The sequence below is a fragment of the Paenibacillus swuensis genome, assembly GCF_001644605.1.
GTDB lineage: Bacteria > Bacillota > Bacilli > Paenibacillales > DY6 > Paenibacillus_N > Paenibacillus_N swuensis.
Map to the genome: position 1 here is coordinate 1,670,444 of NZ_CP011388.1, position 22,761 is coordinate 1,693,204.

21 protein-coding genes and 3 tRNA genes are annotated in these 22,761 nt (G+C 50.5%); 7 read left to right on the forward strand and 17 right to left on the reverse strand.

What is annotated here, in order from left to right; all coding sequences use genetic code 11:
• Positions 1–24 precede the first annotated feature (24 nt).
• The 3 genes from SY83_RS23035 (at position 25) to SY83_RS23280 (ending at position 2,151) form a co-directional block, all read left to right on the forward strand.
• A complete protein-coding gene (locus SY83_RS23035; protein ID WP_068605568.1) occupies positions 25–1,077 on the forward strand; it encodes a LacI family DNA-binding transcriptional regulator in 1,053 nt (350 codons plus the stop codon).
• A 118-nt stretch (positions 1,078–1,195) separates the two neighbouring features.
• Complete coding sequence (locus SY83_RS07285; protein WP_068605570.1) at positions 1,196–1,462, forward strand: BrnT family toxin; 267 nt, start codon at positions 1,196–1,198, stop codon at positions 1,460–1,462.
• Between the two features lie 2 nt (positions 1,463–1,464).
• Entirely contained in the window at positions 1,465–2,151 is a 687-nt protein-coding gene (locus SY83_RS23280; RefSeq protein WP_197479989.1) for a CopG family antitoxin, read from the forward strand.
• A gap of 11 nt (positions 2,152–2,162) precedes the next feature.
• On the opposite strand, the gene SY83_RS07295 is transcribed toward SY83_RS23280, so the two are convergent.
• Entirely contained in the window at positions 2,163–2,951 is a 789-nt protein-coding gene (locus tag SY83_RS07295; protein WP_068605573.1) for a helix-turn-helix domain-containing protein, read from the reverse strand.
• 45 nt (positions 2,952–2,996) lie between these two features.
• Complete coding sequence (gene pdxR / locus SY83_RS07300; RefSeq protein ID WP_068605575.1) at positions 2,997–4,445, reverse strand: MocR-like pyridoxine biosynthesis transcription factor PdxR; 1,449 nt, start codon at positions 4,443–4,445, stop codon at positions 2,997–2,999.
• A 112-nt stretch (positions 4,446–4,557) separates the two neighbouring features.
• On the opposite strand from pdxR, the gene SY83_RS07305 reads away from it, so the two are divergent.
• The 3 genes from SY83_RS07305 (at position 4,558) to SY83_RS07315 (ending at position 7,706) form a co-directional block, all read left to right on the forward strand.
• Entirely contained in the window at positions 4,558–5,181 is a 624-nt protein-coding gene (locus tag SY83_RS07305) for a pyridoxamine 5'-phosphate oxidase family protein (RefSeq protein ID WP_068605577.1), read from the forward strand.
• A 172-nt stretch (positions 5,182–5,353) separates the two neighbouring features.
• Positions 5,354–6,661 (forward strand): aminotransferase class I/II-fold pyridoxal phosphate-dependent enzyme, encoded by a 1,308-nt coding sequence (locus SY83_RS07310; RefSeq protein ID WP_068605579.1) that lies wholly within the window; start codon positions 5,354–5,356, stop codon positions 6,659–6,661.
• A gap of 124 nt (positions 6,662–6,785) precedes the next feature.
• Positions 6,786–7,706, forward strand: a complete 921-nt coding sequence (locus SY83_RS07315; RefSeq protein WP_068605582.1) for a helix-turn-helix transcriptional regulator — start codon at positions 6,786–6,788, stop codon at positions 7,704–7,706.
• A 43-nt stretch (positions 7,707–7,749) separates the two neighbouring features.
• Here the strand turns inward: SY83_RS07315 and SY83_RS07320 are convergent, their stop codons facing one another.
• The 9 genes from SY83_RS07320 to SY83_RS07365 all read right to left on the reverse strand — a co-directional run bounded on the left by SY83_RS07320 (position 7,750) and on the right by SY83_RS07365 (position 18,299).
• Positions 7,750–8,316, reverse strand: a complete 567-nt coding sequence (locus SY83_RS07320) for a permease (RefSeq protein WP_068605584.1) — start codon at positions 8,314–8,316, stop codon at positions 7,750–7,752.
• A complete protein-coding gene (locus SY83_RS07325; protein ID WP_068605586.1) occupies positions 8,316–8,897 on the reverse strand; it encodes a TetR-like C-terminal domain-containing protein in 582 nt (193 codons plus the stop codon). The genes SY83_RS07320 and SY83_RS07325 overlap by 1 nt, the downstream gene beginning before the upstream one ends.
• Positions 8,897–9,631: an MBL fold metallo-hydrolase gene (locus tag SY83_RS07330; protein WP_068605589.1), complete on the reverse strand. Its 735-nt coding sequence runs from the start codon at positions 9,629–9,631 to the stop codon at positions 8,897–8,899. The genes SY83_RS07325 and SY83_RS07330 overlap by 1 nt, the downstream gene beginning before the upstream one ends.
• Before the next feature lie 1,081 nt (positions 9,632–10,712).
• The gene (gene ptsP / locus SY83_RS07340) at positions 10,713–12,434 is read right to left on the reverse strand and encodes a phosphoenolpyruvate--protein phosphotransferase (RefSeq protein ID WP_068605592.1); all 1,722 of its coding nucleotides are present in this window, start codon (positions 12,432–12,434) and stop codon (positions 10,713–10,715) included.
• Positions 12,434–12,697 carry a phosphocarrier protein HPr gene (locus SY83_RS07345; protein WP_068605594.1) on the reverse strand — a complete coding sequence of 88 codons (264 nt, stop codon included), beginning with the start codon at positions 12,695–12,697 and terminating at the stop codon, positions 12,434–12,436. The genes ptsP and SY83_RS07345 overlap by 1 nt, the downstream gene beginning before the upstream one ends.
• A gap of 34 nt (positions 12,698–12,731) precedes the next feature.
• Complete coding sequence (ptsG, locus tag SY83_RS07350; protein ID WP_068605596.1) at positions 12,732–14,864, reverse strand: glucose-specific PTS transporter subunit IIBC; 2,133 nt, start codon at positions 14,862–14,864, stop codon at positions 12,732–12,734.
• 136 nt (positions 14,865–15,000) lie between these two features.
• Positions 15,001–16,236, reverse strand: a complete 1,236-nt coding sequence (locus tag SY83_RS07355; protein WP_068605598.1) for an ABC transporter permease — start codon at positions 16,234–16,236, stop codon at positions 15,001–15,003.
• Entirely contained in the window at positions 16,233–16,979 is a 747-nt protein-coding gene (locus SY83_RS07360) for an ABC transporter ATP-binding protein (protein WP_068605599.1), read from the reverse strand. Before SY83_RS07360 ends, SY83_RS07355 begins: the two co-directional genes overlap by 4 nt.
• A 114-nt stretch (positions 16,980–17,093) precedes the next feature.
• Entirely contained in the window at positions 17,094–18,299 is a 1,206-nt protein-coding gene (locus SY83_RS07365; RefSeq protein WP_068605601.1) for an S-layer homology domain-containing protein, read from the reverse strand.
• Between the two features lie 213 nt (positions 18,300–18,512).
• Between SY83_RS07365 and SY83_RS07370 the strand changes: the two genes are divergently transcribed.
• Positions 18,513–19,307, forward strand: a complete 795-nt coding sequence (locus SY83_RS07370) for an SDR family oxidoreductase (RefSeq protein WP_068605603.1) — start codon at positions 18,513–18,515, stop codon at positions 19,305–19,307.
• A 53-nt stretch (positions 19,308–19,360) separates the two neighbouring features.
• Here SY83_RS07370 and SY83_RS07375 read toward each other — a convergent pair whose 3' ends face one another.
• From SY83_RS07375 to SY83_RS07400, 6 genes are all read right to left on the reverse strand, one after another.
• A complete protein-coding gene (locus tag SY83_RS07375; protein ID WP_068605605.1) occupies positions 19,361–19,915 on the reverse strand; it encodes a hypothetical protein in 555 nt (184 codons plus the stop codon).
• Between the two features lie 30 nt (positions 19,916–19,945).
• The gene (locus SY83_RS07380) at positions 19,946–21,358 is read right to left on the reverse strand and encodes a DEAD/DEAH box helicase (protein ID WP_068605607.1); all 1,413 of its coding nucleotides are present in this window, start codon (positions 21,356–21,358) and stop codon (positions 19,946–19,948) included.
• A 35-nt stretch (positions 21,359–21,393) separates the two neighbouring features.
• Positions 21,394–22,203, reverse strand: a complete 810-nt coding sequence (locus tag SY83_RS07385; RefSeq protein WP_231891394.1) for an MBL fold metallo-hydrolase — start codon at positions 22,201–22,203, stop codon at positions 21,394–21,396.
• Between the two features lie 191 nt (positions 22,204–22,394).
• A tRNA-Gly gene (locus SY83_RS07390) sits at positions 22,395–22,468 on the reverse strand.
• Positions 22,469–22,595: 127 nt separating this feature from the next.
• Positions 22,596–22,672: transfer RNA gene (locus tag SY83_RS07395), tRNA-Pro, on the reverse strand.
• 9 nt (positions 22,673–22,681) lie between these two features.
• Positions 22,682–22,756 (reverse strand) — tRNA-Gly (locus SY83_RS07400).
• Positions 22,757–22,761 lie beyond the last annotated feature (5 nt).

Consider the following 22,761-nt stretch of genomic DNA (forward strand, 5'->3'; position numbering starts at 1 on the left):
TTGAAATTTAAAGGGGATTCAGATATGTCTGCGCACAAAATAACGATCCAACAGATCGCCGACCGACTGGGCGTGTCCAAATACACCGTCTCTCAAGCGTTGAGCGGCAAAGAAGGCATTAGCGAAGCCACCCGCCGGCAGGTGTTGGAGACCGCCAAATCCATGGGGTATAAGCAACGTCGGCAGGTTTATGACCGAGAGGCGCCTCAGACCGGTATAGCATCCGACGCCGCAACCAGTCCTTATGTCATCATCTGGATTCCTTATCGTGAGCGCGGTGAAACCGAATTTTGGCAGAGGGTACTGTCAGGCATTGTTGCAGGATGTGACGAGCGAAACTGGGAGCACATTATCTTGTCACCTTATGATTATCAAGGACGCCTGGTCGTGCTGCCCCCTTACCTGGACACGTCTACATGCCTCGGCGGCTTGTCCATCGGTTCATTCCCCCTGACCACCATCCATGCTTATGTGCAAACGAAGCTGCCGGTTGTTTTAATTGATCATGATGAACGATTTGCTGATCTGGACGCGGTCGTGAATAACAATCTGGAAGCGGCTCACCTGCTTCTGACCCATATGGCCGAGTCGGGTTGTGAGAAATTAATTTTTGTAGGTCAGGACCATTTTTCGGTAAGTTTTCGGGAACGTTGGTGGGGTTGCAAAATGGGGATTGAAGCGTTGACAGGCACGAGTGGCGCCAAAATATCACTGCGGAAATGGTCTATACCCTATAGTGAGACAGATTGGTTACAGGTTCTCTCCAGCATGTTGGACCGGTTAGAACCGCAGGATTGGCCTCACGGATTCATTGGCGCGAACGATCATATTGCGATGGAGCTTCAAGCCCTATTGGTTGCAAAAGGGATCGACATCCCTGCGCAATGCAAAGTCGCCGGATTCGATAATATCCGCTCCGCCGGTTCCGCCAGCCCGCCACTAACCACCGTGGACTTGGGTAAAGAAGAGCTGGGGATCCGGGCAATCGAAGCGCTGGAGAAGCGAATCTCACATCCGGACCGGCCGCGCGAGCGCATTTCGCTGTCTCCTCAGCTTGTGGTGCGTTTGTCTTGTTGACTTAATACACTGTAGGTTCTAAAAAATTGTAAATTGCGTTTTATTTTATGGTATTTATATCCATGTTAAAGTGTGTTACAATTGTATATACAAAAGAATATACAATAGGAGAAACTAAGTGTCATTATTCATATGGGATGAAGAAAACATACAACACATTGCTCGTCATCATGTTGAACCGTTTGAAGCGGAAGATGCTTTAATGGACCCACAGCATATAAAGTTTTCAGCACATAGTGGCAACATGGGTGTTATTGGTTCAACTGAAGACGGAAGACGATTGGTCGTAATTTATGTAAAGAAAATAATGGGGAAAATAAGAGTTATAACCGCCCGAGATACAACCGAATCTGAGACCAGAATTTACAAAAGGAGGAATCGTTAACAATGAAAATAATCACGTCAAGAGACCACATTCCGGAACATATGAGTGATGCGGAAGCAGCGGAATTCTGGTCAGACCACACTTTGAGCGATGAACTATTGGAAGCTTCCATTATTGAAGAAGATGAACACGACTTGCCAAAGAGAAAATCCGCAACGATTTCCATTCGTCTCGACGGAGATTTGCTCCAGCGCATCCGTGTTCTAGCTAAGCAGAGAAATAAGGGTTATCAGACACTGATAAAAGAGTTCCTGATTGAGCGTGCCTACGAGGAGGAAAAGAAGACTCTTAATTTCAGAGAAGAGATTACGTATTCTCCTACAAAAAATCGATTACAATTGGAACGCCAACTCGAATTGGTGTTCAATAAATTACAGCAGGAGATGTCCCAGTTGGTTTCCGGGACCATTTTTCTGCAGATTAGGAACAATGAAATCTGTAAGTTCGGCATTAGAAACCTACATTCAGAGGAGACAGATAACCAAGTCGAGGTAAAGATGCAAGGACTTACGGAAATACAGCAGCGTTCATTATTAAAAGATGCAATTGAATCGCTCAAATACAAGACGAATTGGTCGAACGGAGAAATTCATTTTAACTTTGCGTTACAGTACAACGAATTGCGCACAAGTGTCCAGTTCGAGTCCAACTACAACATCTCGAAAGAGTTCATAGTGAATTCGAATTAAACAAAAAAGCCCTACCGGATCTCCGAAGGGCTCTTTCCCGTATACTGCTTGAATTGCCGGCTGAAGAAGAAAATATCCCGATACCCAAGCGCATCCGCAACTTCGGTTACGTTCATGCCCGCATCATGGAGCAGGTGCTCCGCGCGTTCGATCCGGGTTTTGATCATATAATTTTGGACGGAATGCCCGATGATTTGCTTGAACTTGATGGAGAAATACCGCGGAGACAGACCGGCCCGCTGCGCCAATTCGTCAACCCGATGGGAGATGCCCGGGTTCTGCCGCACATAATTCGCCACCTCATGAATCGCCTCCGTGAGCTGGTTGCTGTGCTTCTTCAACTCCTGCCTCTCCTCGCGGTCCTCCCGCAACAAGTGAATCATCATCTGCTTAAGAATCAGCTTCGCCTCTTCCTCCGCCGCGAACGTTTCCACCAGAAACAACCGTACATATCGAGCCAGCAAGTGTTCAAAATCCAGCGTTTCCGCAAGCACACGATACCTCTCCGGGACATCGCTCAGCGGCCCGTCCACGCCAAAGTGAATGTAAGTTAACACCAGCGGCTTCTGCGGATTATGCGTCGCACTCGTATAATCGCCCGGTCGGAACAGGAAGCAACTGCCTTTCCCGACAGCATAGGGGATATCATTCAGCACCACTTCCCCTTCCCCGCTCCAAACATAGAATAAGTCATAATTGTCAAAAGGCTTCTCCCGCTTCAACCATTTCCACGAAGGCTCGCAGACAATTTTGGCAAAAGCCGGCTTCAGGTCGAAAGCGGACGGTAAGGCGTGCAACAAGTACATCGCTCCTTGTAATGAGATCCGGTGACTACACCGGCTATATTAATCTAAGTTCAACCATACTTCATGCATGATGCGCACACCACGCACCCATTCTTCTTCGGATAAATGAGAGAACCCGAAACACGCCGAGGGACGCCGGTCCGCCAAATCATAACCCGTTCCGTCCGTCCAACTCACACCCGACGCGAAGCATGTGTACCTGTACTCATTATACAAGCTGGCACTCCCTCTCCACCAGCCAAAAATATGCATCCCCGCATCCGAAGGAATGATCTCGAACGCGTCCGCCAGATGCGACTGCAGCAACGCCGCCAGCGCCTTCGCCTTGCGGCCGTAAAGCCGCGTCATCCGGCGCAGATGCCGCTCATACGCGCCGCTGCGCATAAACGCGGCCAGCGCGCGCTGCTCCAGAACCGCCGTCGGATGCGGTTCGTACAGTGCCTTTGCTGCCGCGGCGGCGCCCGTCAACCGCCGCGGCAGCAATGCGTAGCCGATGCGCAGGTCCGGCAGCATCGTCTTCGTGAACGTGCCGACGTAGACGACCCGTCCGGCACGGTCCAGCGCCTTGAGCGGCTCGATCGGCCGCCCGCCCCAGCGGAACTCGCTGTCGTAATCGTCCTCGACGATGACGCTGCCGTGCCGTTCCGCCCAGGCGAGGAGCGACTGCCGTCGCTCAAGGGACAACACCCGGCCCGTCGGGAACTGGCGGCTCGGCGTCGCGATCAGCATGCGCGCCGGCCAGTCTTCCGGGACGAGGCCCTGCTCGTCCACCCGGGCGTAGACGGGAACCCCGCCGGCGCTGCGCACGGCCAGGTCTGCCCCGGGGTAGCCCGGGGATTCCAGCACAGCGGGCTCGCCGGAGTCGAGCAGCAGCTGTGCCAGCAGCGCGAGCGCCTGCATGGAGCCGCCGAAGACGACGATGTCGTCGGGATCGGCGGCGATGCCGCGCGCGCGGCGCAGGTACAGGGCAATCGCCTCGCGGAGCGGGCGATGACCCTGCGCCTCCCAGGCGTCGCCGCGGGGCACCCGCGCCAGCTTGCGCGTCTCGGCGCTGATTAGCCGCGTCCATTCCGCCAGCGGAAACAGACTTAGGTCAGGCACACCCATGGCGAAGCTAAGCGGCGCAGCCTGCTTAACCCGGTTTGCGCGACGCATGCCGATGCCTTCCACCCGCTCGCCCCATGCGGACAAGCGCACTCGGCCGCGATCATCCTGCGGTATACGATCTCCGCGATCCGTCTTGAATGCGACATAGGTTCCGCTCCCCTCCACCGCGTCCAAATATCCTTCCGCGATCAACATACCGTACGCTTCATTCACACTTCCCCTGGAGACTCCATATTGTTCGGCCAGCTGACGGGTGGATGGCAGCTTGTCTCCGTAGATCACCGTACCGCCTAGGATTGCATCTCTTAAAGCATGATATAAAGCCAAATATTTAAACCGATGCTCCTGTTCATATGGATACAAAACCAGTTGAATGTCCATGATGATACGCTCCCGTCCCCCATAAAGCGGTACAAATAATTATTCAGAAAGTGGATCTTAATCCCTGACACTTTATCCCTTATTGTAACAACTAAAGGAGATGAAGAACATTATGCGCAGAAAAGAATTTTCAATAGAGGAACAAACGGAAATCGAGACGTTTCTGGAGCAACAAACCTTCGGGTATTTATCAACAGCGGGGGATGAAGGTTGGCCGCATGTAAAGCCCCTCAACTTCGTCTATCAGAACGGACACGTTTATTTCCACGGCAGCCGTTCGGGGGAGAAAATGCGCGACTTGAAACGGGATTCGAAGGCCGTCTTTACAACAGCCAGAGAATTCGCTTTAATCCCTTCCTACTTTACGGACGATGTATACGCATGTCCGGCCACTTCTTTTTTCAAATCGGTTCAAATCCGGGGGCATGTGGAGTTGGTTGAAGATCTGTATGAGAAAGCGAACGTGTTTGAACGGTTTATGAGGAAACTGCAGCCCGAAGGCGGGTACATGCCTTTTGACGCGGAAGATCCCGGTTACGCAGGTCAGTTGAAGGCTGTCGCATTAATGAAGCTGATCCCGGTTGAATGTACGGCCAAATTTAAGTTTGGTCAAAATAAATCCGCAGACGAGCTCCAAGCCGTCATGAACGGACTTGCTGAACGGGGATTGCCTGACGATCAGGAGACCGTTGAGATGATGAAGAAATATTGCCCGCATCACCAAGGGCAGGGCTAATTCTAAAAACCGACCCCGCGAGTGGTCGGTTTCTTCATCTTTACTTCCCTTTTTCGTCAGAACAAATGCCCCGCTCCGAAGTTCCAACATTCGGGTTTTCCTTGAAAATAAGAGGTTTTCAAGATATAATAGCTGACAATCCAAATCATAAATTTCCGGAAGGATGGACAGGATGAACGCTTTAGCACAGCAATTGAATGAAACCATGGAACGTGAGAATTCGTACGTCTACGCAATGCTTTCCAAACTCGGCAGGCAGATTTATTTCCCGAAGGAAGGCATTTTAAGTCAATCCGCCGAAGCCAAGTCGAAGGCCAAGAAGTTTAACGCCACCATAGGGATCGCCCTCGAGAACGGGGAACCGATGCATCTGGCGGTCATTCAGGATACGCTTTCCGCTTACCAGCCCAAGGATCTTTACGAATATGCTCCCCCGGCCGGGAAACCGGAGCTTCGCAAGGTATGGCGCGACAAGATGCTTAAGGAAAACCCTTCCCTTGCGGGTAAAGGCTTTGGCAACCCGATCGTCACCAACGCGCTTACACACGGGCTGAGCATCGTAGCCGATTTGTTTGCTGATGTCGATGATGCTGTGATCTTTCCGGACAAAAATTGGGAGAATTACGAGCTCACCTTCGGCATCCGCCGAGGTGCAACGATCGTCAATTTCCCGTTATATAATGAGAGCGGCAAGTTTAATGCCGACGCCTTGCGCGAAGCCATCCTTGCTCAGAAGGAGAAAGGCAAGGCGATTGTCGCCCTTAACTTCCCGAACAACCCTACCGGTTATACACCTAACGCTGAAGAAGGCCGCGAAATCATTGAGGCTATTCGCGCGGGTGCCGATGCCGGCATTAATATCGTGGCGGTAACGGATGATGCCTACTTCGGTCTCTTTTTTGAAAACTCGCTGAAGGAATCCCTGTTCGGGCAATTGGCGGATCTTCATCCTCGCGTGCTGGCCGTTAAAGTGGACGGCGCAACAAAGGAAGAATATGTCTGGGGTTTCCGCGTCGGATTCATCACCTATGCGTCAGGCAGTGAACCGTTGTTAAGCGCTTTGGAGCAAAAGACGATGGGCATCATTCGCGCGACGATTTCCAGCGGCCCTCACCCTTCGCAAACCTTTGTTCTGCACGCCCTGCAATCACCGGATTTCGAAAAGCAGAAGGAAGAAAAATTCGAAATTATGAAAGCCCGCGCCAATAAAGTTAAGGAATTACTCGACAGCGGTAAATACGGCGATGTCTGGGATTATTATCCTTTCAACTCCGGCTATTTCATGTGCCTGAAACTGAAATCAACCGATGCGGAATCACTTCGCGGGCGGTTGCTGAATGAATATGGCGTTGGAACGATCGCCCTGGGTGAAACCGATCTACGTGTTGCGTTCTCCTGCATCGAAACGGAAGATTTAGATGAACTGTTCGACATCATATTCCAAAGCGTCTTGGATTTGCAGAAAACAACTTCAGTATAACTACAACAAACCCCGGACTTTTTTAGGTTCCGGGTTTTTTTTGACTATATACCTCTAGCATCATCACACATCGTCACAGGTTGAAGTGGTACAGTAGACGAATATAAAGCATCGGGGTGTTATTATGAAACTGGAGCGCTTGATCTCTATGATTTATATGCTTTTGAACAATGAGGTGTTATCCGCTTCGGTACTTGCCGAGAAATATGGGGTCTCCCAAAGAACAATCTACCGGGATATCGACGCGATTTGTGCGGCCGGCATACCTGTTGTGTCCTATCAAGGCGTTCATGGCGGTTATGGAATTATGGAAGAGTATAAGATGGATCGAAGTTTGCTGGGTTCGTACGACGTCGGTTCCCTGGTTACGCTTCTCCACAGTATGTCTACCGTCTTTGAAGACGACAAGGCTATGGAAACGATGCAACGGCTGCAAACGATTCAGCCTGATCATGCGCCGACCACGTTAACCATGGATATGGGCAGCCGGCAGACGCATCAGGACCAGTTAAAGCGGCTTCGGGACGCCATTCATGACCGTAACGTGCTTCAATTCCAATATATGAATACTAAGAATGAAAGGACAAAGCGCGCCGTGGAAGGGATTCGGCTCATGTTCAAGCATGGAACCTGGTATCTGTACGGTTACTGCAGGGAACGTAAAGATTACCGTGAATTTCGGTTGTCCCGTATAGCTGAGCTGAACGTCACGACAACCCTGTTCGGTCCTCATGCGATTACGGAAGCTAATCCGCGGCAAGCCTCTGCCCGACCCTTGGCAGATGCCTCCGAAAAGGTGCAGGTTGTCGTCCGGTTTACGGATTTGTTGGCGAGGGCGATGGACTATTTTGGCCACTTGGATACGATTGCTTATGATGAAGAGGGCGCTTTACGAATCACATTGAATATTCCCAGGTCACTGGAAGCCGAATGGCTATACTCCATTTTGCTAAGCTTCGGGAATAAGGCGGAGATTATGGAGCCGGTCGAGGTAAGGAGCCGTATGAAATCGCATATTGAAGCTATGCTCGGAACTTATTCCTAAGGCCCTAGGATCCGATAAATCTTATGTCCGACTCAGCTTTAGCCTATAGGAAATCGGAAATCATGGAAAATATCAATAATGAGCTTACAAAGACTGAAGTTATAATGGCTTGAACACGACGCCGCTTGACAGAGCCTTGGGTCAGCCTCCATCGGGAATACATCAGAATTCCTGTGGCGACGATTAAGGCTTCTAGTACAATACTATATACAGGATAACTCCATAAGCTCAGTCCCCATAGCGCTAAGCCATCCGCATGACCCGGCAGCAAAGGCATATCTTGGTTGTGTACGATTAAGTCCAACAGCCAGTGACTTCCGCTCAGCAACCCGATGATGATACCGGCTTTGACGCTCCAAATCCGTGAGGCGATCCAGCCTGCCAGGAAGGACAACAAAGTTGTGCCCACCAGGGAATGCGTCCATTCCGCATGTATGATTTGCTCGCCGTATCCGCCCCCGTCCAGAATTTCAATCGTTTCAACACCGGAAATAAACAGAGGAATAAACGCGATATCCAGCCATTGCGTGCTAACCATAAGCGCCCATAACGGGATTTCCGGATGCCTTGCCTTCACAATAGCTGCCAATCCGAAGTGACCTGCAAACATTACTTCGCCTCCTTCAGCAGTGTCTTCATCCCCACTATAAAAGCGTCCACAATAACCCTTAAACTGGCGTTCATATCAATCGCGATTCCGAAGCCGCCTCCCCGCTCCAGATCCGAAAAGCCATGCAGAACGCTGCGGAAACCGCGCATGGCGTGTACAGCGGCATCGCCTTCCAAAGCGTAAGATGCGGATAGCAGGTTCGAAACCAGTATGAACGTCAGAGTCGCTCCCTCCCGGATTGCCTCATTTTTCTGATCGTGATACCGCTGTGAGGCTTCATATATACCAGGGTAAGCTCTTGCAAAATCCACATAAGCCTGGGCCAGCGCGTGGACGGCCTCGTCTCCGGTAAGTTCCGTTACGGCAGATGCAAGTGCGCCATGCAACATTTCCAAGCCATAAACCGCCAGCTGGATCCGCAGATCGGTCAGACCCTGGATATGATTATAGAGTGACGGGGAACGCACCGACAGCTTTGCGGCAAGCATGGCCAAGGTGACCGCCTCCAGGCCATGTTCATCCGCCAGCGCCCCAGCGGCCGCAATCACTGCCTTGGCGTCCAATCCTGCGCGCGGCGACATCAGCGCACGCTTTCTTCCGCGTCGGCGGGCGCCAATCGCCGCTCCGCTTCCATGATGGCCCGCTCCATGGCGGCGCCCGGCGCGGAAAGCATCGGCCCGTGCCCGCAAGCGAGCAGCGACGGGCTTAATGCCAGCAGCCGGCGCGCGCTCGCAAGCGCCGTCGGCTTATGCCAGGTCGCCCAAGCGGGGAAAGGGAACCCCAGCTTGAGCGTCCCGGACACGGCGATGCCGCCGCGCGTCACGTACGCGTCGCCCGCGAGCAACACCGCGTTTCTCGTATCGAGAAACGCGGTCATGCCCGGCGAGTGGCCCGGTGCGGCCACCGTTAAGAGCGAGCCTACGCGATCGCCGTCGTGCAGCAGCACGTCGGCTCGCGTGGCGAGCCCGCGCGGCAAGCCGCCGCGCAGCGGCGCAGCCGGCTCGTTCCTGTCCAGCGATGTGTCGCCGGACAGGATGCGCGCCTCGCGCGCCGCGATGTAAACAGGCGCCTGCGGCAGCGCCTGTTTCAGCTTATCCAGCGCGCCCACGTGGTCGTCGTGGGCGTGTGTGATCACGATACGCGTAATCGGCTTACCGATTCGCTCCGCGGTGGCGAGAATGCCCTTCGCGCTGTAAGGAAGCGCGCAGTCGACCAGGGTCAGACCATCCTCTTCCTCCACCAGATAACAGTTCACGGGGAAAATCCGTGGTAAAAAAGTCAATTGGGATACCGTGCCGTAACGAGTCCATTTCAAAGTTTATCCACCCTTTCCACATTAACTAATGATATTAGTTTTGTTGATTTGATATTAACTAATAACATTAGTTTTTGCAACACTTTTTTTATACTTTCTCAAAATAGGCGTCACTCTCCCTGACATTTTATGTTCAAGCCAACCTATGTATTATAATCTCACACTCGCCAAATGCCGGGTTATCCCTATGTCTCAGTCAACCGGAACATACTAATCTCCCTGCCTCATATGCTGGCTTATCCCCAAGACTCAGCCAATCCAAACATAATATTCTCAACTCGTCCCAAATGCCGGGTTATCCCTATGTCTCAGTCAACCGGAACATACTAATCTCCCTGCGTCATATGCTGGCTTATCCCCAAGACTCAGCCAATCCAAACATAATATTCTCAACACGCGCCAAATGCCGGGTTATCCCTATGTCTCAGTCAACCGGAACATACTAATCTCCCTGCCTCATATGCTGGCTTATCCCCAAGACTCAGCCAATCCAAACATAATATTCTCAACACGCACCAAATGCCGGGTTATCCCTATGTCTCAGCCGAACACCTGAGCAAAAGGGATAACCCCGCATTCAACGATAAATCCACACAAACCAGACATCTCAGCAAAAGGGATAACCCAGCATTAAACGCTACATCCACATAAACCACGCACCTGAGCAAAAGGGATAACTCCGCATTCAACGCTACATCCTCATAAACCAGACATCTGAGCAAAAGGGATAAGCCCGCATTCCACAATATATCCACATAAACCAGACACCTGAGCAAAAGGGATAACCCAGCATTCAACGATACATCCACACAAACCAGAAATCTGAGCAAAAGGGATAACCCCGCATTCAACGAAACATCCACATAAACCAGACATCTGAGCAAAAGGGATAACCCAGCATTCAACGCTACATCCACATAAACCAGACATCTGAGCAAAAGGGATAACCCCGCATCCAACGATACATCCACATAAACCAGACACCTGAGCAAAAGGGATAACCCAGCATTCAACGATACATCCACATAAAATAGCGCAAAACACCCGCCAACGATGCTCGCTAGCGGGTGTTCTTGTATAATTATTTAGTTACAATACGGGACTGGATTAAAGCAACAACATCCTCCGCCGTATCCATATCAAGCGCTTCGTTAGCGACAGCTTCACAATCGGCTTTGGACAGCTTGCGAATCAGGGTTCGTGCCGGCAAAATCGATGTTGCGCTCATGCTGAACTCATCCAAGCCCAAACCTAGCAACAGCGGGATCGCCGTAAGATCGCCGGCCATCTCACCGCACATGCCTGCCCATTTGCCTTCGGCATGCGCCGCGTCAATAACACGTTTTACCATACGCAGTATGGCTGGGTTAAACGGCTGGTACAGATAAGATACTTGCTCGTTCATGCGGTCCGCCGCCATCGTGTATTGAATGAGATCATTCGTACCGATGGAGAAGAAGTCCGCTTCCTTCGCGAAGCGGTCCGCCAGCATCGCTGTAGAGGGAATCTCCACCATGATGCCGAGCTCAATCTTCTCCGCAACGGTTGTTCCTGAAGCAACCAGCTTCTCCTTCTCTTCGAGAAGAATAGCTTTCGCCTCGCGGAACTCCCCGAGCGTGGCAATCATCGGAAACATGATTTTCAAGTTTCCGAATGAACTTGCGCGCAGCAACGCACGAAGCTGTGTACGGAAGATGTCTTGCTTCTCGAGGCACAACCGAATGGCGCGGAACCCAAGGAACGGGTTCATCTCCTTCGGCAAGTCCAGGTACGGCAGCTCCTTGTCGCCGCCGATGTCCAGCGTACGCACGACGACGGGCTTGCCGCCCATATTCTCGAGCACCGTTCGATAAGCATCGAACTGCTCTTCCTCGGTCGGCATAGAGTCGCGGCCCATGTACAGAAACTCCGTTCTGTACAGACCGACGGCCTCGCCGCCGTTCGCGACAACACCCGCCACGTCCTGCGGTGTGCCGATATTGGCGGCCAGCTCGACCGCATGGCCGTCCGCGGAAACCGATGGCTCATCCTTCACCTTGAGCCACTCCGCCTTCTGCGCGGCGTACCCATCCCGCTTCGCTTCATACGCGCGAAGCTCATCCGCCGACGGATCGACGACAATTTCGCCCGTCAATCCATCGACCACCACCATCACACCGCTCACAATGTTCGCGGTGACCGATTTCGCGCCGACGACAGCCGGAATTTCCATCGATCGGGCCATAATGGCCGAATGCGATGTGCGCCCGCCGATGTCGGTGGCGAAGCCTTTGACGAAATCGCGGTTTAATTGCGCGGTATCGGAAGGCGTCAGATCCTCCGCGATCAAGACCACCTCTTCGGAGATGGACCCTAAGTCCATGGTCCCGATGCCCATCAGGTGAGTCAACAGTCGCTTTGTGACATCCCGTATATCCGCTGCGCGTTCTTTCATATAATCAGAATCCATATTTAAGAAAAAGTCCACGGTCATGTTGCTTACTTCCTGCAACGCATATTCCGCGTTAACTTTATCATTCTCAATCGCATTCTTCGCTTCATCCACAAATTCCGGGTCTTCCAGAACGAGTAAATGCGAGGCGAAGATTTCGGCTTTGTCCGCGCCAAGTTCAGCCTCGGTACGGGCTTTAATCGCTTCGAGCTCCAGCTTGGACTGAGCTACCGCGGCATCAAACCGGCTGATTTCCGCAGCCGGGTCCGTTATCGTAGTCTGTTTCACGGTCAGGTCGGGGTGATCCAAACGATAAGCTTTGGCAATGGCAATGCCGTTAGATGCGGCAATACCTTTAATCACAGCCGACATTACTCGCCCAGTCCTTCTTTAGTCATCGTTTCGGAAAGGCCTTCAATTGCTTCGGCTGCCTGTTCGCCTTCGGCAATAAATGTGATAACCGCCCCTTTTTGAATACCAAGCTTAACTACACCCAAGAACGACTTCATGCTTACGGTTTTCCCGTTGTAGGCCAGACTTACGTCGGCATTAAATTTCTTAGCTGTATTTACCAGCGCTGTCGCCGGTCTTGCATGAAACCCATCTTCATTGGTTACTGTAAAAGTCTTCTCCACTTTCATCCGCTCCTTACAAATTGTGTTTGTCCGTTTACCGGATCTTTATAATAGGGGCTTCGCCGCGTTTGACCGTACCGGTTTTTAGCAATTCAACCTTAACGCCTTCATCCAGATCGGTGAATACAATCGGCGTAATTACGGAAGTAGCATTTTTGCTTACAAATTCCAGATCCACAGTCATGAGTTTCTGTCCACGAGTTACCGTTTCCCCGTCAGCAACGTGAATATCAAAGCCTTGTCCTTTTAATTTTACCGTATTAACACCCACGTGAATCAGCACTTCCTTACCGCCTTCCGAGCGGATAATGATCGCGTGCTTCGTCGGAAAAATATTTTCAATAACTCCGTTCACAGGGGAAACCACTTCACCCGAAGACGGAATAACCGCAAACCCCTCACCCATCATTTTATCAGCAAAAGTAGGGTCAGGAACATTAGAAATATCCACCAGCTCACCGTCTACGGGAGACACGAATGTTTCCTCCGCAAGCTCAGCTGCGCCTGTAGGTTCAACAGCGGATGGTTCTGCAACAGGTGTTGCACCACTCACAGGCGCCACAGGGCTAACAGGCTCTGTACGTTTCTCCAAAGCCACAGCCGCCGCTTTCGCTTTCGCTGGTTCTGCCTTCACCGAAGGCGTACGCCCCGCGATCACGTCAGCAATCTGTGTTTTCAGATTATCGGAACGTGTTCCGAAAATCGCTTGAATGTTGTCGCCTACCTGGAGAACGCCGGAAGCGCCTAATTGTTTCAAGCGATCTTTATCCACTTGGCCGCTATCCTTCACTTGTACGCGCAGGCGTGTAATACAAGCATCCAGATTAGTGATGTTCGGCGCTCCGCCCAACGCGGTCAATATGTTACGCGGCAACTCGCCCGCCTCGGTATTCCCACTCGCGGTTTCACCTGCCGGTATGTCCTTGACTTCCTCACGCCCCGGCGTAGCCAAATTCCATTTCCGAATCGCGAACCGGAAACCGAAGTAGTAGATCAACGCGAACACCAATCCTACCGGAATAACGAGCCACCAATTCGAACGGTTAGGCAATACGCCGAACAATAAGAAGTCGATTACGCCTCCGGAGAAGGTCATTCCGATTTTCACATTCAGAATGTGCATCGTCATAAAGGACAGACCCGCGAAGATTGCGTGAATCCCGAACAATACCGGAGCAACGAACAAGAAGGAAAATTCCAGCGGTTCGGTAATCCCGGTAAGGAACGATGTCAACGCGGCGGAACCCATGATCCCGGCAACCATTTTCTTATGTTCCGGACGAGCTTCATGGTACATCGCTAACGCCGCCGCGGGCAATCCGAACATCATGAACGGGAATTTACCGGTCATGAACGTACCTGCTGTGAAAGGTACTCCGTCCTTCAACTGCTCGAAGAAAATCTTCTGATCTCCGCGTACCAGTTGACCCGCAGCATTCTTATATTCGCCGAATTCAAACCAGAACGGAGAATAGAAAATATGATGCAACCCGAACGGAATTAAGGAACGTTCAATGACGCCGAATATGAATGCGGCCAGCGTCCTGTTGGCGTCAATCATACTGTGGGAGAAATAATTCAATCCCGATTGAATCGGCGGCCAGATTAACGTCATCAACAAACCTAACAACAAAGCGGAAGCGGCTGTAATAATCGGCACAAAACGCTTTCCCGCAAAAAAACCGAGGTAAGACGGTAATTCAATACGAAAAAATCTTCGATATAAGTACGCTGCAAGTATACCTACGATGATCCCGCCGAATACACCGGTCTGTAGGGTATGAATGCCCAGCACCGTCGCATAGGAGAAATCTGTGGCAACCATCTCCGGCGTTACCCCCATGATGACGCCCATCACCACATTCATGACGAGGAAACCGATAATGGCGGCGATTCCGGCCACGCCTTCTCCGTCCGCCAGACCGACAGCGACACCTACGGCGAACAGTAAAGCCAGATTGGCGAATACGATCCCGCCCGCTTGCTCTAACAGCTCCCCGACGAGCTGAACACCCTCATTGGCAAGCCAAGGTACTTGGTCGATAAACGCTGCATTCTGCAATAAACTTCCCAAGGCAAGCAGAATTCCCGCCGCCGGCAGAATAGCGACCGGAAGCATGAGCGCTTTACCTACTCTTTGCAATACACCGAACAACTTCTTAAACATAGCAACCTCCTCTGACTGACTTGTTGGCTTTTCCTTAGAATTACCAAACGAAGCAAAAATAATGAAAACCAAGAAAAATACTTCCAAAAAACCAAAAAACCCAACCCCTTTCAAGGTCAGGTTTTCGATTATACGCTTATTTTTCCCAAAAGTCATCTTGTGCCCATTTCTTCTCCAATTTTTTGGCATACATCCAAGGTAAGGTAAATCCAACCGCTAGTGCGACTCCAATTTCTGCAAGAGAGCTTCCGCTCACCCCTAAGCTGCATAACAGTATAAGAGCCGACAGCCACTGCATTTTTAAGATCGAATTTCTTAAGGCTTTGACACGGTATTCTTCTTGTAACGGGTATATGTGGCTCCAAAACACAAATCGGTGATGCTGGTCCAGCGAGGATAACTGAATACCGACAAATAACAGAATGACGGTATAAAAGAATAACCTCGTCCATGTCCCGTCAAATAAGAAGATCGCCAACATTCCCACCAGTGTTAATTTGGACGCCATCGCAAACAGCTCTGTTCGCGCCAGGGTTCTCGTGTATAGGAAATGATAGGTGTTGTCATGCCGAAAGAGCGTTCTGCCAAACCAGCTTGTCAGCCAGGCCCGTTTGCGGATTTGCGCAGGAAATTCGGGCACATCCGTAAACCAGCCGAAGAACATATAGTGACCCGCTCTATGACGCTTCTCCCGCTCCACGAGTGCCGTCCAGTGAACCTTATAATGCTTGGAGAAATTTAAAGCTGTGATGAAAGTGACCCATACAAGAACAATGAAACCTTTGGTAAGCCAATCCTCGTATGCAATTAACACATAGACCGTCATGCCGGTAATGATCCAGCGTAAGCCCCAATAAAACCCTCTCGTCCTTGGCTCTGTCATGTTGATTTCCAAAGATGAACTCCAAAGGTTAGCCCATTTGATTCCCAACAAGAAGATGCATATGACCCAGAAGGGTTGAGGAACGATTTCTGCACCTTTCATATAAAGCGGATAGGCAACGATCCAGACAAGCGTAATCACAACGGACTGCATCACACCGCTGCGCAACAGGCATCGACGCAAGTACGCGGACATCTTCCATTCCAGGGGCAAAATAAAAACAGTATCCGCTTCTTTCAGATAAGTACGAATTGGACTAATATGCAGTGCCGGCACCAACAGGAGAAGAATCACCGTCAACACTGGAAAATTCGGAGTCAATTGCTCCAGCGTTCGCGCATAAAGGATCGAGCCTACCACCAGTAACAGAATGACAAACCCCGGGAACCCGCTTCGCAACACATAAGACCAATAGGGAAGGATCTCCTTGCGGTAGGAACGGATTCGTTTACTCAGAAGCTCAGACACTTCCTCAATAAGCTTGTTCATCTTACGCTGCCTTCTTTCACCAGCGCATAAAATACATCCTCCAGCGGTTGTCCCGGCAAACCCGCCTGGTTTCTTACTTCGTCCAGCGTTCCCGCCGCCGCCATTCTTCCCTTATGCAGCACTACATACTTGTCGCAATAGCGCTCGATGGTGGACAGGATATGGGAACTCATCAGAATGGCAGCCCCCCGTTCTTTCATGGAAACCATTAAGTCGAGCAAGGATCGGATGCCTAGCGGATCCAATCCCAGAAAGGGCTCATCAATAATATATAAAACAGGCTCCACCATAAAAGCGTTCATGATCATCATCTTTTGTTTCATCCCTTTGGAGAGATGGGCGGAGAAGCTGTTCATCTTATCTTTCATCTGGAACTCGGCAATAAGCCGCTCTGAACGCCGTATGTATTCGTCTTGCTCGAGACCGTAGGCCATGGCCGTCAGTTCGAGATGTTCCTTTACTGTCAGCTCGTCATACATTAACGGCGATTCCGGCACGTAAGCTAACGCGGAACGGTACACATGCGAATCCTCGGCAAGCTGTATCCCTTTCACCCGGATCTCGCCCCGATGCGGCTGCAGCAGCCCCAAAATATGTTTAATGGTTGTACTCTTCCCTGCCCCGTTAAGACCAATCAGCCCCACCATTTCCCCGGGCCGCACCTCGAAACCGATGTCATGCAGCACCGGCCTGCCGATGCTATACCCTCCGGATAAATCCTGCACTTTCAAAATAGCTTCCATTCGTTCATTTCACCTCAACTTCAGTATAAACGAATACCGTAGTTTGAAGCCAATCCCCTTTTCTGAAGCAAAAAAAACAAGCCCCCCATGAATCGGAGGGCCCGCTGGAATTTGCTATTGAACATTGATGGTTTCGATATTGTTGTTCTTGCCGCTGATAATAACCACACTGCCAACCGTCAGCGCTTTATCCGGGTTCGTGAATCTTACCCCGTTCGATACTTGGAAATTTGTTTCTCTTTCAGGCTGACCGTGTTTGATGTCAATGCTATCCAGACGGTTGCCGATATAGTTGATTTTGCTTACCACGCCAACTTCGTTAAACGTTGCAGCTTGCACTGCTTCCTTCTTTACTTCCAGGAAGATGACCATGTTATTGAAAGTGCGCGCCACAACTTGATCGCCTTCTACCAGAGCAGATACGGCTACCCGAACATCCTTGCGGAAAATGTAAGCGCCCGGATCTACAGCCAGATCCAAATGGGAACCGTCGGATTTCAGTATTTTGACTACATTATTCGTAACCGAAACAACTTTTCCGTTAATCGCTTTGTTATCGTGATTCGGCATTTGCTCATCCGTACGGCCCATTAAAGCGGCGAATTCAGCGCGAATTACGGGTTTATTCGGTTGGAACGTGCCGTCGGTATAGCCGGAAACCAAATTCTTTTCCACCGCTACCGCCACATATCCGATTGAGCCGGCGGGGATCTTGTCGGCATCCTTGAAGTTAAGCTTTGTGTTCATCTTGGCTTTCGCTTCGGTTTGCAATTTTAAAGCTTTGACCAGCAGCGTAGTAGCCCATAGGCGATCCGCCGGCTTGTCCGGATGAACAGCCGTTTCGGTCTCGCTGAACAGATCATTTTCCACAGCTACCGCAATATAGCCAACAGCCCATTTGAAATCCTTTTCAATTTTTTTGGCGTCTGTAAAGTTCAGCTTGGTCGCTTTCTCTTCCGCCGATTCCGCTTGATCTTTTAAACCCATCAGACGGACGGCCGCCGAGATCGCTTCCGCGCGGGTTACTATTTTCTTCGGCATGAAATTTCCTTTACCGTCACCGCTAAATACATCTTTCGAAGCTAGTCCTGTTATATATTTTAAAGCCCATGCCATTTGCTTTTCATTAACATCCTTGAAATGAAGATGTAAATTCACATTGCTATGTACCGCAGGTTTGGACTTGGAGTTCCATTCTTTCTTATCATGATCATCATCGTGTCCCTTCTTATCCGCAAATGCGGCAGCGGGACCTCCTACAGCAAGAGCCAATGCCAGTGTCGACATCGTTAATACTTTGAATCTGTTCTTCTTTACCATTCCTAAAAACCCCGTTTCTTAAGTTTGTTGGAAGAACCTTCGCGAAGTTCTTGCTTACGTGTATAGGTTTCGGGTATGAAAAGGGGCTTTCGGGGGGTAGATGGTAAACATTTCTTAAAAATTATAATTTAATTTTGACAATTCTGATTAGCTTTTGCCGGAAAGGGACAATTAGTTAGAAGAAGGTAGTTGATAACAGAAAGGATGTTATTCATGGACAGAAATCGAATTCTTGAAGGACAAGTAGCGATTATCACTGGCGGGGGATCCGGCATCGGACGGAGCACTGCTCTGTTGCTTGGTAAACAAGGAGCCAAAATAGGCTTATTGGACCGTTCAGAAGATGAAGCGGCTAAAGTTAAAGAACAAATTGAGCGGGACGGAGGAGAATGCATAGTCGTTGACACTGACGTATCTCTAGCCGAGCAGGTGGAAGCTGGAGTCCGACAGATCGCGGAGCAATGGGGTCGCATCGATATTGTGTTTGCGAACGCAGGAATTAACGGGACTTGGACCCCGATCGAAGATCTCTCGCCAGAAGACTGGGATCAGACCCATCAGATTAATTTGAAGGGAACCTTTATGACTGTGAAATATGCTGTGCCGTATTTAAAGCGCCAAGGCGGCAGTGTCATCATAACGAGTTCCGTGAACGGAACGCGAATCTTCTCCAATATCGGAGCCAGCGCTTACAGCGCAAGTAAAGCAGGGCAAGTTGCTTTTGCCAAGATGGCGGCACTCGAGCTGGCCCAGGATAAAATTCGCGTAAATGTCATATGCCCCGGCGCGATCGAAACGAATATCGGCGAAAACACCAATCGGACAGAAGAGGCGGAAGAGGCAGCCATTCCGGTGGAATACCCGGAAGGCAGTCAACCGCTGGAAGGGAAGTCAGGCTCGGCCGAACAGGTTGCGGAGCTTGTATTATTCCTGGCTTCCCCTCCTTCCTCGCATATTACCGGCGCACAGATTTTCATTGACGGCGCGGAATCCTTGCTTATCGGTTAATATTGGGACCCACAAAAGGCTTCGGATGCATATCCGAAGCCTTTACTATGCAGTCAGAAAGCGTTAAACAACCGAATCCCGAACCTTATGGTAACGTTGTTATCACCGAATGTAACCTTCTTCACGTTGAGACCAGGCGGCAGCTGTTGTCCTACTGGGATTACAATGGGATCTAACCCCAAATCTTGCGCGGACAGCTTTAGATCTTTGAGATGAATACTCAGCGGTTCCGCTACAAGATCAGGTGATGCCCAAACCAATTGGTAACGAACCACTGCGTTCACCGGTATACGATTAGCATACAACAAGTTGGCGTTAACGGTATATATGGTTCCTGCCAATGACCCTTCCGCCCCTGTAATCTCCCAGGATTCAGAAAGTAAGGGACGCAAGGACAACCATTCCTTCAACAGGTTATTCAATTCCGGTTCGGTAATTGTCATTTCCAGCTTTCTTTGTTGTACCATTCCCATTACTTTCGATTCCAGCGATAATGGATCATAGCTTAAATCCAGCGCCTTTTCCGGCCGGATATAATACAACATCGAAGCACCTGCCAATGCAACTACGATAAACAAGGACAACAACCCGATGCCCGCTTTCTTCATCCCGGGTTCCCTCCTCCGCTTAAGGAACGGTTATTCCTGTTTTCCTTTGGCTTTCAGCCATTTCGGCGCGCCTTTGTTTTTGCGGTCTCGTTCCCGGTCCGCTTTTCGTTTAGGCGTGTCCGGGGATGCGCCACGCCCAGATTTGGCTGAAGCTGGGGCAACGTTACTCTTCAACACGCCTTGTCGCTTTTCCTCAAGCGAAGCGCTGGTTCCTTGACGGCCACGTTCAGCAACAGGAGCTGCTTTCCCGTCCATCTTGGAAGTGCCGTGAGCCCCTCGTTCCTTCTTCTGCGGGCGAGCTTGGGAGGCATCCACAATGTTTCCTTGATACATGTCCTTCTCCGAAATGTCGATGGCCAGCTGCTTGGAAAACTTGTTGATGATGAATCGTTCCTTAGCTGTCACGATCGATATCGCCGTACCTGCCCGACCCATTCGTCCCGTACGTCCAACGCGGTGGACATAATGATCGCTGTCAATCGGAGGGTCCAGATTAATGACATGGGTCACCCCTTTGATGTCCAGTCCGCGCGCGGCTACATCCGTGGCGAGCAGCAGCTGAAACTTGCCGTCGCGGAAGCTTTGCAGCACATGCGCTCTCTCCTGTTTATCCGCTTCCCCATGAAGAGCCTCAATTGACAATCCTACATATCTGATCTTATTCAGTATCTCAGCGAGACTGTTGATCTCATTCACAAAGACGATAGCGGCTTTCGGATTGTAAATGCGCACAATACGCCGGAGATGATCAATTTTTTCCCTTTCGTCACATACAAAATACAGATGTTCCAACGTCTCCGCCGTTCTCTGGGCAGGTTGGATGCTGATTCGTTCCGGTTCACTCATCCAACGGGTGATGACTTCCTCCATAGCCGCCGGGATGGTCGCCGAGAAAAATACAATTTGGCGGTCTCGCAGCGCGCTACGGAAAATCGTCTCCACTTCCTCCATACTGCCCAGATCAAAGACCTGATCGACCTCGTCCACAACGATGGTCTTGACTCCGTGCATCTTCAGCTTACGGGTCTTGATCAGTTCCAGCACACGACCGGGAGTCCCAACAATAAGCTGTGGGTGCAGACGAAGCTTCTCGATCTGCCTTTGCAAGGAAACGCCGCCGATCAGCGCCTGTCCCAGGATGGATTGATCCGGATGCAGCATTTCGATCTCGCGCAGGATTTGCATGCCTAACTCCCGGGTCGGCACGAGTATGACCCCTTGTAGCTGTTTCAAGCTTGGGTCTATGCGTTGCAGAAGGGGCAGCAGATAAGCTAACGTTTTTCCTGTCCCTGTCTGGGATTGCGCTACTACGTCTTTACCGGCGGCTACGGCCGGAATCGCTTGCTCTTGAATGTAGCTGGGTTGAACGATGTCCTGCTCCTCCAGAATCCGCACATAGTCGTCTTTCACGTTCAAGGAGCCAAAAGTTGTTGTTGTTGTCATCCAAAATCCTCATTTCTTACGTTCAAAATCATTCTTTACAGCCGGTTCGACAAATATAACATCCGTTCGCCGGGCACAAACATCTTGAAGGGCTGTCCGGGGTAGGCGCGGTGAATATAATCTACAAAATAGGCCGGATTCTCGGTATTTCCCGCAAATAAATCGTAATGCATCGGAATAATCAGATCGGCGCCTATGAAATCCGTTAAATCCGCTGCTTCCCTAAAGGTCATATTACCCATAAGGTTTTGGCCGAAGCGCTTAAAGTCGTGTCCGTTGATGGGCATACAGGCGACTTCAATTCGCATGGATTTTAAATTCTCCAGGAGCTCAGGGAAAATCACCGTATCCCCCGCGTGGTATAAATTAAATCCGTCCCAGTTCAAAATATAGCCTAGAAATTTATGATTTCCCTGCTCGTCGGTTTCATACTCTTCATGTTTGCAAGCTACCGAATGAACCGTCATACCTTCCAATTCTAGCGGAGTTCCTGCAATGGCACCAATGATGCGCTCTTCCGCGATATCCAACTGAACAAGATTGTTGCGTAATGGCTGTGGTACAACAAATCGGGCTTGCGGCGATGCTTTGGCGATCCCCTGCACACTGACCGGATCCAGATGGTCGGGATGTTCGTGGGTCAGGAATACATAGTCGGCGTTCGTGACTTCCTCAGGCTTGAGGGGCGTGGGAAAGTTACGGGGCGCGCCGCCGTATTTCTCATCGATGGAATTGCTTAAGTAGGGGTCAAAATAAATCGTAAGTCCGTTCCGTTTCACAACCAGACTCTCCTGACCCAAGTGCCAGAAGGCGGCACCTTCGTGCGGTACCTCTGTATTTAGCATTTGTTGTATCAAGGGTTGACCGCTACGTACTCGTTGATAATAAGATGACATGAAATTCTACCTCTTTTCTTAAGCGGATAGGTGCATGTATGTATATAACCACAATTGGACTAACAAAATAGTCCCCAAGAAGTGAAGTTAAGCTCTGAAGCTTACTCCGTTGACTTCTTGGGGACCCGGGATATTATGTATGGAGCGGGTGATGGGAATCGAACCCACGCTATTAGCTTGGAAGGCTAAAGTTCTACCATTGAACTACACCCGCAAATGATTGGTGATAATTGTAACATAATATATGTTAAAAATCAATCAAAGCTCAGGTTTATATATAAAAAATACACCTTCCAAATCGGATTCCTCTCCCAATCGGTAAGTGTAACTAATGATGAAGATGGTCGGGATGACACGATTTGAACATGCGACCCCCTGGTCCCAAACCAGGTGCTCTACCAAGCTGAGCTACATCCCGACAAACAAATGGAGCGGAAGACGGGAATCGAACCCGCGACCCTCGCCTTGGCAAGGCGATGCTCTACCGCTGAGCCACTTCCGCATAAA